The 12,961-nt window shown below is 53.6% G+C and carries 11 protein-coding genes; 7 read left to right on the top strand and 4 right to left on the bottom strand.

Annotated elements, in window-relative coordinates:
* Window positions 1-93: 93 nt before the first annotated feature.
* The 3 genes from K365_RS0106530 (at window position 94) to K365_RS0106520 (ending at window position 3,807) form a co-directional block, all read left to right on the top strand.
* Entirely contained in the window at window positions 94-1,527 is a 1,434-nt protein-coding gene (locus K365_RS0106530) for an FAD-binding oxidoreductase (RefSeq protein ID WP_006966020.1), read from the top strand.
* A 17-nt stretch (window positions 1,528-1,544) separates the two neighbouring features.
* Window positions 1,545-2,498 (top strand): hydrogenase iron-sulfur subunit, encoded by a 954-nt coding sequence (locus K365_RS0106525; protein WP_024333946.1) that lies wholly within the window; start codon window positions 1,545-1,547, stop codon window positions 2,496-2,498.
* Window positions 2,499-2,562: 64 nt separating this feature from the next.
* Window positions 2,563-3,807: a nickel-dependent lactate racemase family protein gene (locus K365_RS0106520; RefSeq protein ID WP_024333945.1), complete on the top strand. Its 1,245-nt coding sequence runs from the start codon at window positions 2,563-2,565 to the stop codon at window positions 3,805-3,807.
* A gap of 23 nt (window positions 3,808-3,830) precedes the next feature.
* On the opposite strand, the gene K365_RS0106515 is transcribed toward K365_RS0106520, so the two are convergent.
* The 3 genes from K365_RS0106515 to K365_RS0106505 are packed head-to-tail and all read right to left on the bottom strand — an operon-like array spanning window position 3,831 to window position 6,665.
* Window positions 3,831-4,985 (bottom strand): acyl-CoA dehydrogenase family protein, encoded by a 1,155-nt coding sequence (locus K365_RS0106515; protein WP_006966026.1) that lies wholly within the window; start codon window positions 4,983-4,985, stop codon window positions 3,831-3,833.
* An 18-nt stretch (window positions 4,986-5,003) separates the two neighbouring features.
* Window positions 5,004-5,549 (bottom strand): helix-turn-helix domain-containing protein, encoded by a 546-nt coding sequence (locus tag K365_RS0106510; protein WP_006966028.1) that lies wholly within the window; start codon window positions 5,547-5,549, stop codon window positions 5,004-5,006.
* Window positions 5,550-5,600: 51 nt separating this feature from the next.
* The gene (locus tag K365_RS0106505; RefSeq protein ID WP_006966030.1) at window positions 5,601-6,665 is read right to left on the bottom strand and encodes a branched-chain amino acid aminotransferase; all 1,065 of its coding nucleotides are present in this window, start codon (window positions 6,663-6,665) and stop codon (window positions 5,601-5,603) included.
* Window positions 6,666-6,829: 164 nt separating this feature from the next.
* Between K365_RS0106505 and K365_RS0106500 the strand changes: the two genes are divergently transcribed.
* Window positions 6,830-7,303 carry a response regulator transcription factor gene (locus tag K365_RS0106500; RefSeq protein ID WP_006966032.1) on the top strand — a complete coding sequence of 158 codons (474 nt, stop codon included), beginning with the start codon at window positions 6,830-6,832 and terminating at the stop codon, window positions 7,301-7,303.
* Here K365_RS0106500 and K365_RS0106495 read toward each other — a convergent pair.
* Window positions 7,287-8,039, bottom strand: a complete 753-nt coding sequence (locus tag K365_RS0106495) for a sensor histidine kinase (RefSeq protein WP_024333943.1) — start codon at window positions 8,037-8,039, stop codon at window positions 7,287-7,289. The two genes, K365_RS0106500 and K365_RS0106495, sit on opposite strands and share 17 nt — an antisense overlap.
* 112 nt (window positions 8,040-8,151) lie before the next feature.
* On the opposite strand from K365_RS0106495, the gene K365_RS0106490 reads away from it, so the two are divergent.
* The 3 genes from K365_RS0106490 (at window position 8,152) to K365_RS0106480 (ending at window position 12,956) form a co-directional block, all read left to right on the top strand.
* Entirely contained in the window at window positions 8,152-10,476 is a 2,325-nt protein-coding gene (locus tag K365_RS0106490; protein ID WP_024333942.1) for a sensor histidine kinase, read from the top strand.
* Window positions 10,477-10,637: 161 nt separating this feature from the next.
* Window positions 10,638-12,140 (top strand): AMP-binding protein, encoded by a 1,503-nt coding sequence (locus tag K365_RS0106485; RefSeq protein ID WP_024333941.1) that lies wholly within the window; start codon window positions 10,638-10,640, stop codon window positions 12,138-12,140.
* A gap of 54 nt (window positions 12,141-12,194) precedes the next feature.
* Window positions 12,195-12,956, top strand: a complete 762-nt coding sequence (locus K365_RS0106480) for an ABC transporter ATP-binding protein (protein WP_006966036.1) — start codon at window positions 12,195-12,197, stop codon at window positions 12,954-12,956.
* Window positions 12,957-12,961: the final 5 nt, after the last annotated feature.

Raw genomic sequence — 12,961 nt, 5'->3', positions numbered from 1 at the left:
ACAAACCCAAAATAGGATTGAATTTTATGCAGGTTTATGAAATTATGCTGGCATTTGAAATGGTAACAACCCGTCATCAAAGAGGGACAGCCTATGAAGACAATGGATGAATCAAAATTAAGGGAAATTTTTGGTGAAGAAAACATCAAGACAGACCCATCCGATCTTTACGCATTCGGATCGGATGCCTCGGTTCACCATGCCATGCCCTGGGCCGTGGTCCGGCCGGACAACACAAGGCAGGTCCAGCAATTGATGGCCTATGCCAACGAAGCCCTGATTCCCGTCATTCCCCGGGGCGGCGGGTCCGGCATGTGCGGTCAGACCGTGCCCATCCGGGGCGGAATTGTCCTGGACATGAAACACATGAACCGGATTCTGGAGATCAATCTGCCCGATGTGTACTGCCGGGTGGAGCCCGGCGTGGTGGATGATGACCTGAACCTGGCTTTGAAACCCCACGGCATGTTTTATCCCCCCACCCCGGCATCTTCCCGCATTGCCACCATCGGCGGGGAGATTGCCAACAATGCCTCGGGGGTTAGGTCCGTGAAATACGGGGCCACCCGTGATGCGGTCTTAGGCATGAAAGTGGTGCTGCCCAACGGAGACCTGGTGACCTTAGGCGCCCACACACGGGTGGAAGCCTCCGGGTACCAGCTGCACAAACTCATGGTGGGATCTGAAGGCACCTTAGGGATCGTGGTGGAAGCCACACTCAATTTTGTGCCCATTCCCGAATACCGGTGCATGGGCATTGCCAATTTTGATCACCTGGCCCATGCCGGGGCTGCGGTGGGGTCCATCATGGCGTCCGGCGCGATTCCCTCCATGCTGGAACTGGTGGATTCCGTGGCCATTAAGGCCGTGAACAAGACCATGAATTTAGGACTCAAGGAAGTGGCCGCCTCCCTGATCTTTGAAGCGGACGGCATGGTCAGGGAAGCCGTGGATTATGAGATCAACAAGATGAAAGAGATCTGTAAAAAACATCAAGGCAGTGATATCACCACCAGCTACGATCCCAAGGAACGGGCCAGAATCTTTATGGGCCGCAAAAAACTGTTCCCGGCCCTGTCCAAGTATGATGACAGCCTGTCCTCCACATCCCTGGCCGATGACATGGCTGTGCCCTATTCCAGGATGGCGGACATGGCCGGCAAGATCCACGAGGTGGCCAAGAAAAACAATATTATCATGACCGCATACGGCCACTGCGGGTCCGGATGCATGCACACCAAGATCCTCATGGACACCAAACAGCCGGAACAATGGGCATCGGCCCGGAAAGCCATCACGGAAATCTATGAATTCGTGCGGTCCGTCAACGGCACCACGTCGGCGGAACACGGCATCGGCCTGTCCAAAGCCGCGTCATTTAAAGTGGAAAAAGCGGATTCCCTGCGCCTGCTTCAAACCATTAAGCAAGCACTGGATCCCAACAACATCCTGAACCCGGGCAAACTGATGCAGGCCCCTGACGACTGGGTCACTGCCACCGGATTAAGATATGCTGTGAACAACTGAAAATAAGGGACTGCCCTATGGAAACAAAACACCCCACCCGGTTCAATCATCTGAAAAAATGGGAATCCACCCTGGCAGCCTGCATCCGATGCGGCTATTGTTATGAACATTGTCCGTTGTTTAAATACACGGGATGGGAGTCGGATGCCCCCCGGGCCAAAATCATCACGGCCTTCGGGCTTTTGACGGGTGAGCTTGAGCCCTCGGAAACCGCGGCAAACAAACTGTTCAACTGTTTTTACTGCAAACGGTGCGAGGCAGCCTGTTCATCCGGTGTGAGCCTCACCGATATCTTTACGGATGCCAGAAAAGATCTGGTGGAAATGGGATATGCCGGACCCGGCACCACGGCTGTCACCGACCTGACCTGTGCCCAGTGCCTGCTGTGTGTGGCGGCCTGCCCCCATGAAGCCCGGTTTCACGGGGAAAACGGCATTGAGACCGACCTGGTGAAATGCCAGAGTTGCGGCACATGTGTGTCCGTCTGCCCGGCCAACGCCGTCAATATCCTGCACACCTTCGGCACGGGAAAAGAGGATCTCACCCAGGCATCGGCCCGGTTCCTGGATACCCACGCGTCAGCCAAGGCCATCGTGTTTGCCTGCAACTGGTCTTACTACCCGGATCTCCAGGCCTCCCGGCTGCCGGAATCGGAAACTCATGACAAAGAGTATGACATCTATGTCAACATGTGTGCCGGCCGGCTGGAACCCGAAACGCTGATGGCCCCGTTTCTCAACCATGCCTGGGGCGTGCTGGTGGCCTGCTGCCCGGAAGATGACTGCCAGCACAAAAACGGCGGCAAACGGTCAAAGCAGCAGGTGAAACGGATTCAATCCATCCTGGAGAACCTGGACATCGACCCGGAACGGGTTCAGGTGGTGGAAATTCCCGACGGGGACAAAACCCTGTTCCAGGCGGAAATCGATACGTTCATCGACCATCTCAACACCCTGGGTCCCGTAACATAACCCGGGTCCCGGGCCCCATGAACCCAACACCCGAAATAACGACCATAAGGAAAACCTGACCCCCATGAAAATAACTGTTCCCTACGGCAAACAAGACACCCTGACCGCAACTCTGGATGAAGCCGTGCCGGTCCGGATTCTGGAGGCCAATGACGTGACCCTGCCCGATCAGGACCGGGTCATTGCCGATGCTATTGCCCGGCCCATCCACAGCACCCCGTTTGAGGCATTTATCAAAGACGCAGGCAAGGTCCTGGTCATCGTCAACGACGCTACCAGGCCCACGCCCACGGCAAAAGTGCTGGACGTGATCTTTGACCCTTTGTCACAAACCGATTATCATTTCATCATTGCCACAGGCGTTCACCGGGGCCCCACAAAAGACGAATTCATCCAGATCTTCGGTGACTATTACGCAAAAATCAAAGACCGGATCATTGTGCATGATGCCGCCAAAGAACAAGACATGGTCTTTTTGGGCGATTCTTCCAACGGCACGCCCATGTATGTGAACAAGGCCGGGGTGGAGGCGGACAAAATCATCATCATTTCATCCGTGGAGCCCCATTATTTTGCCGGGTACACGGGCGGCAGAAAATCGTTTCTCCCGGGCATTGCCGGATATCAGACCATTGAGAAGAACCACAAACTGGCGCTTCTGCCCGAGGCCAAAGCCCTGGCCCTGGCCGGCAATCCCGTGCACGAGGACATGATGGACGCCATCAAGACCGTGAAACAGGACATCTTTTCCATCATGATGGTGCTGGACAAGCATCACCAGGTGTATGCCGCATGCGCCGGCCATATTCATGACTCATTTCATGCGGCCATTGACCGGGCCAACGAGGTGTTTGCCGCGCCCATGGGAGAAAAAGCCGACATTGTGGTGTCTGTGGTGAAATTTCCCCAGGACATCGATCTGTACCAGGCCCAGAAAGGCATCGACAATGCCAAACTGGCCCTGAAAAAAGACGGCATCCTGATCCTGGTGGCCAAATGCCGGTGCGGCATCGGGGGCAAGGCGTTCGCCGATCTTCTGGGCTCCTGCGACACCCCCGAAGCGGCCCTGAAAAAAATCGAAAAAGGATATGTGTTAGGGTATCACAAAGCTGCCAAAATGGCGGAAATCGGGATATGGGCCCAGATGTGGGCCGTCACGGATGTGCCGCCGGACCAGATCACCCCGTTGTTCATCACCCCGTTCTCTGATCTTCAAACCGCCCTGGACCAGGCCCTGGACCAAAAAGGCCAAAAAGCCACCGTCCTGTTTCTCATGGACGGCGGCCTGACCGTTCCCATGATGCATTAATCACTGCAAGGGACGGCGCTGTTTCAGAGCTTGCGTTTGTCTTTGAGAATATTGTTGGAAATCACGATGCGCTGAATCTCGGAGGTGCCTTCATAAATCGTGAACACCCGGGCATCCCGGTACAGGCGCTCCACCACATAGTCTTTGGTGAACCCATAGCCGCCGTGCATCTGGATGGCCCGGGCCGTGACCTCGTTGACCATTTCCGAGGCAAACAGCTTGGCCATGGAGGCCTCTTTGGTATAGGGTTCTTTTCGATCCTTCATGGATGCGGCAGACAGCATCAGCTGACGGGCCGCCTCGATCTGGGTCGCCATATCCGCAATCTGAAACCGGATGGCCTGGTGCTTGGTGACGGGCACGCCGAACTGCCGGCGCTGGGATGCATAGGCCACGGCCGCGTCAAATGCGGCCTGGGCCACGCCGATGGACTGGGCCGCAATCCCGATACGTCCGCTGTCCAGGCCGGACATGGCGATTTTGAATCCATCCCCTTTTTTCCCGAGCATCCAGGATGCGGGCACCCGGCAGTCCTCAAAAATCAGATCCGTGGTATCTGAGGCGCGCAGCCCCATCTTATCTTCTTCATGGCCCACGATCAGGCCTTTGGTATCCTTGGGAACGATAAAACACGAGATCCCCTTATGGCCGGCATCCGGATCGGTTTTCGCCGTTACCAGCACTACCTTGGCATGCTTGCCGGAAGTAATGAACCGCTTGGTGCCGTTGATGATGTAATCATCCTTGTCTTTGACGGCCACCGTGGCCTGGGACACGGGGTCAGACCCCGCATCCGGCTCAGTGAGCCCGAATGCGCCGATCATTTTTCCGGATGCCAGGGGTGTAAGAAACTGCTGTTTCTGCTTTGTTGTCCCGAAATTGTTAAGGCTTTCACACACAATGGAATTCTGCACCGACATCACCACGGAGGTGGAGGCACAGGAATAAGCGATTTCAGACAATGCCAGCACATAGGACACGGTATCGGCGGATTCTCCGCCATATGCTTCGGGCACCATCATGCCCATGAGACCGAGCTCTCCCATCTGCTTGAAATTCCCGGCCGGAAATTCCTTGGTCCGGTCCCGTTCCGCCGCCGTGGGGGCAATCACTTTTCTGGAAAACTCCCGAACCATGTTCCGGATCATTTTCTGTTCATCAGTCAATTTAAACAGCATGGTCTGCCACCTCCATTGTCAGGGAACGTAAACCACCACAATCAGAACGGCATCCTTTTGAGAAGGATTGCGCAAATCATGTTTGATCCCGGAATTAAAATGCAAAGAATCGCCGGCGGCAAGTTCATTGATATGATCCCCCACCTGCACCTTTACCTGCCCTTCCAGCACATGGACAAACTCTTCCCCCTCGTGCTGGAATCCGACGCCTTCATGCCGGGTGCCGGCTTCCACCACAATGCGAAACGCTTTTAAATGCTTGTTTTTTGCATCAGGGGTCAACGGGGTGTACGCATATTGATCCGTGCGTTTGGTATAGGCCCGGGCCCGTTTTTCCTGGTCTGCTTCCGGGTCTTTGAGCAGAAAATCGGAATCCAGCTGCAAGACCCTGGAAATCTGAAGAAGGGTCCCCACGGACGGCCGTTTTTCACCGTTTTCAATCTGTTTGATCACTTGTTTTGCCAGGCCGGTCTCATTGGCCATGGTATCCAGAGTGACCTTTCTGTCCAGCCGGGCCCGCCGGATTCGCTTTCCGATGGGAACAAAATTGTCTATTTTGGCCATATTCCCTCCTGCCCCGTGGATTTGTCGATCTTAAAAATCCAGGGATTCTGTCTAAACCACCGGTTCGATCCAGTTTTCCGTGTCTTTTGCCGTTCCATACTGGATGGATGTCAATGCCTGGTAAAATTTCATGGCAACAGGTCCCGGGTTGCCGTCACCGATGTGAAGCACCCGGTCTCCATAACAGATTTCGCCCACGGGCGAAATCACAGCCGCCGTGCCGGAGCCGAACACTTCTTTCAGGCGGCCCGAAGCATGGGCATCCAGCACCTCGTCCATGCTGATTTTCCGTTCCGACACGGGCATGCCCCATTTTTTCGCCAGATCGATCACTGAAAACCGGGTGATCCCGGGCAGGATACTGCCCGTGAGATTGGGGGTCACCAGTTCATCATCGATCACAAAAAAGATGTTCATGGCCCCCACTTCCTCCACATATTTTCTTTCCAGCGCATCCAGCCACAACACCTGGGCATACCCCTGTTTTTTGGCAATTTCTCCGGCATTGAGGCTGGCCGCATAATTGCCTGCGGTCTTGAATTCCCCTACCCCGCCGGGAACGGCCCTGACATGATCTTTGGACACCCAGATTTTTACCGGGGCCAGCCCGCCGGCGTAATACGCGCCCACGGAACATAAAATAATAAAAAATTTGAACGTGAACGAGGATCTCACGCCCAGAAACGGATCCGTGGCAATGATAAACGGCCGGATGTACAGGGAGGTGCCCAATGTTTCCGGGATCCAGTCTTTTTCCAGCTTCAGCAGCTGTTTCAACGCATCCATGACAAAGTCGATATCCACTTCCGGGATACACAGGCCCCGGGCCGACCGGTTCAGGCGGTCAAAATTGTCCCTGGCCCGGAACAGCTGGACTTTCTTTTCCGGGGTCTTGTAGGCTTTAAGTCCTTCGAAAATGGCCTGACCATAATGAAACACCATGGCCGCCGGTGACAAAGTGACCGGGGCAAACGGCTCGATGCGCGGGTCATGCCACCCTTTGTCCGTTGAATAATCCATCACAAACATATGATCCGTGAACGCCGTACCGAATCCCAGGTCTTCATCCTTTGGCCGGGTTCCGGCCTGACCGACCCGGGTGACTGCAATTTCCATATTCCTCCTTCTGACACCCCCAAGCATGGGTGCAAACAATTAAAAAATAAATATTTTGGTATAAGACCGTTTCACAATTGCTTTGTCAAGCATATTTTTGTCATAATACCCGGTGAAACCATTAGACAGACCCGTGAATCCGACCGTTTAAAAAAAGGACGACCATGATCAACGAGCTTGAGATACTTGAAAACAAACAGGTTTTGGTGGTGGATGATGAACCCGATATCCTGGAAACCATCACAGAGCTGCTGCACATGTGCCGGGTGGATACGGCGAAGACGTATGATGCGGCCGCAGCCAGACTGGCCGCCACCACCTATGATGCGGCCGTTTTGGATATCATGGGGGTGGATGGGTTCCGGCTTCTGGATATCACCCGCCGTCTGAATCTGCCCACCCTGATGCTCACGGCCCATGCGTTGACCCCTGAAAATCTGAAAACCGCGCTGGAGAAAGGAGCCGATGCCTATATTCCCAAAGAAAAAATGGTGGATATCGGCGTGTTTCTGGCGGATGTTCTGACCGCCCGGGCACAGGGGCGGCAGGCCCACACCGGGTGGTTCACGTTTGTCCGGCCCGTATTTGACCGACTGTTCGGACCGGATTGGCTGAAAAAAATCAGGAAAGGGGAATAGACACCCTGAATTCCGCCCCACGACCGGCATCGGATGTCAGCATCATCTGTCCTCCCATATCCTTGAGCAGGACCATGACCCCGGCCAGGCCCAGACCATGGCTTTCAATGGCGTCTTCAATGGACCCGCCCGTGGTGAAATAGGTATTAAAAATCCGCTGATGGTCGGCATGGGGAATCCCCCGGCCATCGTCTTTCACCCACAAGGTCAGGCAACCGTCCGCGATCACACCCCGGATATCCACCCGTGCGGTCCGATGCTTGAACGCATTGGTCACCAGATTCCGCAGGATCTGCCGGACTTTGGCTGCATCCAGACACACCCGCGCCCTCCAGGTGTCTTTCTGAAAATCCAGGGTCACGCCGGCGTCGGCAATCACCTGCTGCAGGTGCGCATAAGAGCCGGCCTTTCTGACGGCATCCGCCACATTGGGATCGGCCAGATCAAACACTTCCACTAAAACACCGGCCACCAGCGCTGCCACGGAAAACTGAGAACAGACAATAACCCCTTCCCTGGACCGTCCGAGCTCCAGCACGTCGTTCACCAGCCGCTGGGTGGCCAGGGTATTCCGGACAATCCGGTTAAGCACTTTAATCTGCTTTTCCGTCAAAGGCCCATAAGTGTCCTGGCGGTCCAGCAGAGACCGGGCCCCGGCATTGATCACGGATATCGGCACCTTGAGATCATGAATGAGAATCTCGGTTTTGATATTGGAGTCAGGTATCTTGTTCATCACCTCTTAAAATCCTTGCAATTTGATTCAATGATTTTATATAGTGGCAACAACGCATCACCCGAACGTTATACGAAGATACGTGAATCTTGTAAAGCCTTTTGGAGTTTTTATGACGGATCGTGATGTTCATACGGCCGGACTTGAAGAAAAGATCCAGGCACTGGAAGAAGAAAACCGGCTGCTGCGAAATATCATATACAAAGCCCCGATCCCGATTTTCGTCATTGACCGTCAGCACAGAATCAGCCATTTCAACCAGGCCCTGGAACAATTGAGCGGATTTGATGCCAAAGACATGATCGGCACTTGTCTGCAGTGGAAAGCTTTTTATGCCAAAAAACGGCCGGTCATGGCGGATTTGATCATTGACAACGCCCCGGCGGACCAGATCCTTGCCTTGTACGGTCCCAAATACAAAAAAGCACTGGCCAACGAATCGGTTTTTGCGGCCACCGATTTTTTTCCGGACTTGCCGCCGGCCGGAAAATGGCTGTTTTTCTCGGCAGCCGGGGTGTTTGACGACAACGGCCACATCGCCGGAGCCGTGGAAACCCTCCAGGACGTCACCACAGAAAAAGCCAGGGAACAGGAAGTATATGAGCTTTACCAGACCTATCACCAGGTGCTGGAATTCATCCCCTACCCCATTATTCTTTACGATGTCAACGGGCATGTCACCTATGTGAACCCGGCGTTTTCCAGTGTGTTCGGCTGGGCGTTGAAAGAGATCAAAGGCCGGCCACTGGAGTTTGTGCCCGATCACCTGAAACAGGAAACCGGCCGGATGCTGGACCGGTTCAGGCAGGACCAGCGGATTACGCGGTATGAAACCAAACGGCTCACCAAAGACGGCCGAACACTGGATGTGGTGATCTGGGCCGCCTCCTGTACCTGGTCCCCGGACCGGTCCGGAGAGCATTTCGTGATTTTACGGGATATCACAAAAGAAAACCGGCTGGCCGCCAACAACCGGACGATTATGCGCATCAGCGCGGCCCTGCCCGAATATCCGGAGCTCGAGGATCTCATGGATTACATCACCAAAGAGATCAAGGGGCTGCTTCACACGGAAGGGGCCGTGGTTCTTTTGTACGATGAAATCAAAAATGATCTGTTTTTTGTCGGCGCCTCCTATGATGACTCGGACACGGAACAGCGGGCCAGAAAAATCCGGTTTGCCCTGGATGAAGTGCTGGCCGGAAAAGTGCTGAAAACCGGCAAACCCGCCGTGAACAACCAGGCGGACCGGTCAAAGGACCTGTATCCGGAACGCGACCGGAAAATGGGATACAAGACAAAAAGCATTATGTGTGTGCCCATTCGAAGCGACAGCCGCATCACTGGAATTTTATGTGCCATCAATAAAAAACAGAACGTGTTTGACGACAATGACCTGGAATTGATGACCCTGATCGCCGGTACCGTGGGGATCTCCATTGAAAACGCCCGGTTTGCCCAGGCCCTGAAAGAAGCATACCTGGATGTGGCGTCCATGAACCGGGCCAAAGACAAGGCCATCAACCATCTGTCCCATGAATTAAAAACCCCGGTGGCCGTACTCACCGGATCATTGCAGATTCTGAAGAAAAAACTGTCTGAACTGCCCCGGATCAAGGCCGCATCCACCCTGGATCGGATCCAGCGGAACCTGAACCGCATTGTACAGATTCAGGAGGAAACCGCAGATATCATGGACAAGAAAACCTATGGGGCCAAAGACATGCTCCAGGTGATGGTGCAAACCTGCAAAGACGAGCTGGCCACCTTGATTGAGCAGCATCTGGATGAAGAAGATCCCATGGAAGTCGTCACGGCGGTCATTGAAAAAGAGTTCAGTTCACCGGCATCAAACATCCACACAATTCATATGAACGCCGCGTTTGACCATGTGTTTGACAGGTTAAAACCCTTGTTCGCATTCAGGGATCTGGACATTGTTTTAAATATCCAGGACAACCTGCCCGACCTTTGCCTGCCCGTGGATGTTTTTGAAAAAACCGTGACCGGATTGATCAAAAACAGCATTGAAAACACCCCGGACCAGGGCCGCATTGAAATTTCGATGCAGCACAAAGAAGACAACATCGTCTTTACCGTCCATGATTTCGGGGTCGGCATCGAAACCCAGGACCAGAAACGCATTTTTGAAGGTTTTTTTTCAATTCAGAAGACTGCGGATTATTCCACCAAAACGCCGTACGATTTTAATGCCGGGGGCAAAGGAGTGGATCTTTTACGCATCAAACTGTTTGGCGACCGGCTGGGATTTTCCATTCATATGGCATCCAGCCGGTGCCGATTTCTGCAGGAACCATACAATGAGATCTGCCCGGGAAACATTTCTCAGTGCCGTTTCTGCAAGGATATATCCGATTGCCTGAATTCCGGATATTCCACTTTTACCGCCTGTTTTTCCTGTAAGAAAAAAAGTTGAAAAAACCCTTTGACAAACGGGAACCAATTGAATTACAACTAAAGTTGTAGCGAGACTGAGCGCTCGTTCTGAATTGAACCCGGACATTTGAACTGACTTTTAGCAGCTTTTCGTACCAGACAGAACAAGTATTGGCAAACGCTTTTTCCAGGGGGGGATACATGAACCAGCCACACCAGTTACGCTTTTTCGACATTTACGAAAAAAACGCCCGGCTTTTGAAACATGATCCCGCCCTGATATGGCAAGGTCAGCCCATCAGCCATGCCGATCTGTTTGATCAGACCATCCGCCTGGCAACAGGGCTGTCCTTTCTGTCTCCTGGAACCCGGGTAGCGTTGCTGAGCCGGAACCATCCGGTTTTTTTCCATCTTTTCGGGGCCGCATCCGCGCTGAACCTGACGCTGGTTTTGATCAACCGGCGCTTGTCCGACACAGAAATTCAACACATTGTTGAAGACACAACCCCTCAAATTCTCATCTGCGACAACGATATGGCACCCCTTGGATCCCGCCTGGTTTCCCGGTACCCGTTTCTGGACCAGTACCGGGTGGTGGAAGGCCCTGATGAAACCCTGTCCTCGTGGTATCAGGCCCCGGACGATTTTTCGCCCGTACCCGTATCTGATAATGACCCGTATATCATCATCCACACGGCCGCAGTCCAGGGCAGACCCAGAGGGGCGGTGCTGAGCCAGACAAACATCTTACTGTCCAACATGCAGATGATTCATTATTACGGTTTGACACGTTCGTCCTGCCTGGCCAATATTCTGCCTTTGTTTCACATCATGGGGGTGAACATGGCGCTGGCCACGCTTCAGGCCGGCGGAAAAAACGTAATTCTGGAAAAATTTGATCCCGTGGACACCCTCACGGCTGTCCAGGATCTCAAAGTGACGCATTTCGGCTCTTTCCCGCCCATATTGACCCGACTGCTGGACGTCATGGACACGCATTCCTATGACTATGATCTGACCGGTCTTGAGATCGCAGCCGGCCTGGATGCCCCCGACACGGTCAAACGATGGGAAGCTGCGACCCATACCCCCTTCTGGACCATGTACGGCCAGACGGAAACCGCAGGATTGATCACGTTTGCCCCTTATTCTAAACGGCCCGGATCCGCCGGTGCCATTTCGCCGCTGGTGGATATTAAAATAGCCGACGACCTGGACCGGGAACAGCCCATGGGTGAAACCGGAGAAATTCTGGTCAAAGGCCCGCTGGTGTTCCAGGGCTACTGGAATGCCCCGGATTTAACCGCCCACACCTTCAGGAACGGGTGGCACCATACCGGCGATCTGGGGATGATCGATGCGGACGGATTTCTGCATTTCAAAGGCAGAAAAGCGGAAAAGGAACTGATCAAGCCGGGGGGTGAAAACGTGTTTCCCGCAGAAGTGGAACAGGCCATCATGCAGCATGACGCCGTCAAAGAAGTGTGTGTATTCGGGGTGCCGGATCCTGAGTTCGGCGAAGGCATCAAAGCGGTCTGCTGCCTGCATCCGGACCGGACATTGACGGCGGATGCGTTGATCCGGTTCACGGGATCCGTGATCGCGGGTTACAAAAAACCCCGGTATGTGCAGTTCATTCCCGACCTTCCCAAAACCGACAACGGCACCATTGACCGGGAAAAAATAAAACAGCAGTTTTCATAACCCCCATTACATGAAAAGGCTTTTTTCCAATAACCCACAGCATTTGGATACTTTATGGCCCAATTAAACATTTCAGACGTGACTCTTTCTTTTGGCGGGCTCAAGGCATTGTCCCATGTGGACATGACCATTGAGCCCGGACTGATCACCTCCATCATCGGGCCCAACGGGGCGGGTAAAACCAGCATGCTCAACTGCATCTCCGGATTTTATCACCCCACAAAAGGGAAAATCATTTATAAGGATAAAGACCTGAGCCATGCCTCCCCCCACCAGGTCTCCACCATGGGAATTGCCCGGGCCTTCCAGAACCTGGAGCTGTTTTCAGGGTTGTCCGTGCTGGACAATCTGCTTTTGGCCCGGCACCAGAACCTGACCTATTCCCTTTTTCATGCGGCTGTTTTTTTCGGCAAAGCCTCCCGGGTGGAAGCGGAAAACAGAAAATTTGTGGAAGATATCATCGATTTCATGGAGCTGGAACCCTACCGCAAAAACCAGGTGGGCAACCTGAGCTACGGGATCCAGAAAAAAGTGGAGGTGGCCCGGGCCCTGACCCTGGATCCTGAAATACTGCTGCTGGACGAACCCATGGCCGGCATGAACATTCAGGAAAAAGAAGACATTGTCCGGTTTGTCATGGATATCCAGAAAGAACGCAACGTCACCGTGGTGCTGGTGGAACATGATCTCGGGGTGGTCATGGACATTTCCGACCGGATCTATGTGCTGGATTTCGGACAGGTGATCGGATCCGGCACCCCGGACGAGGTTGCCAACAATTCCAAAGTCATTGATGCCTATATCGGGGAGGACTGATCACC

It is taken from the genome of Desulfotignum balticum DSM 7044, assembly GCF_000421285.1.
Taxonomy (GTDB): Bacteria; Desulfobacterota; Desulfobacteria; order Desulfobacterales; family Desulfobacteraceae; genus Desulfotignum; species Desulfotignum balticum.
The sequence above is the reverse complement of the archived record's forward strand: the minus strand, read 5'-3'. Positions and strand labels throughout refer to the sequence as shown.

Bases quoted from the DNA above. Each gene is read 5' to 3' on its own strand.
- K365_RS0106515 (WP_006966026.1), bottom strand. From the start codon at position 4,985: ATGCTGTTTAAATTGACTGATGAACAGAAAATGATCCGGAACATGGTT.
- K365_RS0106520 (WP_024333945.1), top strand. From the start codon at position 2,563: ATGAAAATAACTGTTCCCTACGGCAAACAAGACACCCTGACCGCAACT.
- K365_RS0106525 (WP_024333946.1), top strand. From the start codon at position 1,545: ATGGAAACAAAACACCCCACCCGGTTCAATCATCTGAAAAAATGGGAA.
- K365_RS0106510 (WP_006966028.1), bottom strand. From the start codon at position 5,549: ATGGCCAAAATAGACAATTTTGTTCCCATCGGAAAGCGAATCCGGCGG.
- K365_RS0106480 (WP_006966036.1), top strand. From the start codon at position 12,195: ATGGCCCAATTAAACATTTCAGACGTGACTCTTTCTTTTGGCGGGCTC.
- K365_RS0106500 (WP_006966032.1), top strand. From the start codon at position 6,830: ATGATCAACGAGCTTGAGATACTTGAAAACAAACAGGTTTTGGTGGTG.
- K365_RS0106495 (WP_024333943.1), bottom strand. From the start codon at position 8,039: ATGAACAAGATACCTGACTCCAATATCAAAACCGAGATTCTCATTCAT.
- K365_RS0106530 (WP_006966020.1), top strand. From the start codon at position 94: ATGAAGACAATGGATGAATCAAAATTAAGGGAAATTTTTGGTGAAGAA.
- K365_RS0106505 (WP_006966030.1), bottom strand. From the start codon at position 6,665: ATGGAAATTGCAGTCACCCGGGTCGGTCAGGCCGGAACCCGGCCAAAG.
- K365_RS0106485 (WP_024333941.1), top strand. From the start codon at position 10,638: ATGAACCAGCCACACCAGTTACGCTTTTTCGACATTTACGAAAAAAAC.
- K365_RS0106490 (WP_024333942.1), top strand. From the start codon at position 8,152: ATGACGGATCGTGATGTTCATACGGCCGGACTTGAAGAAAAGATCCAG.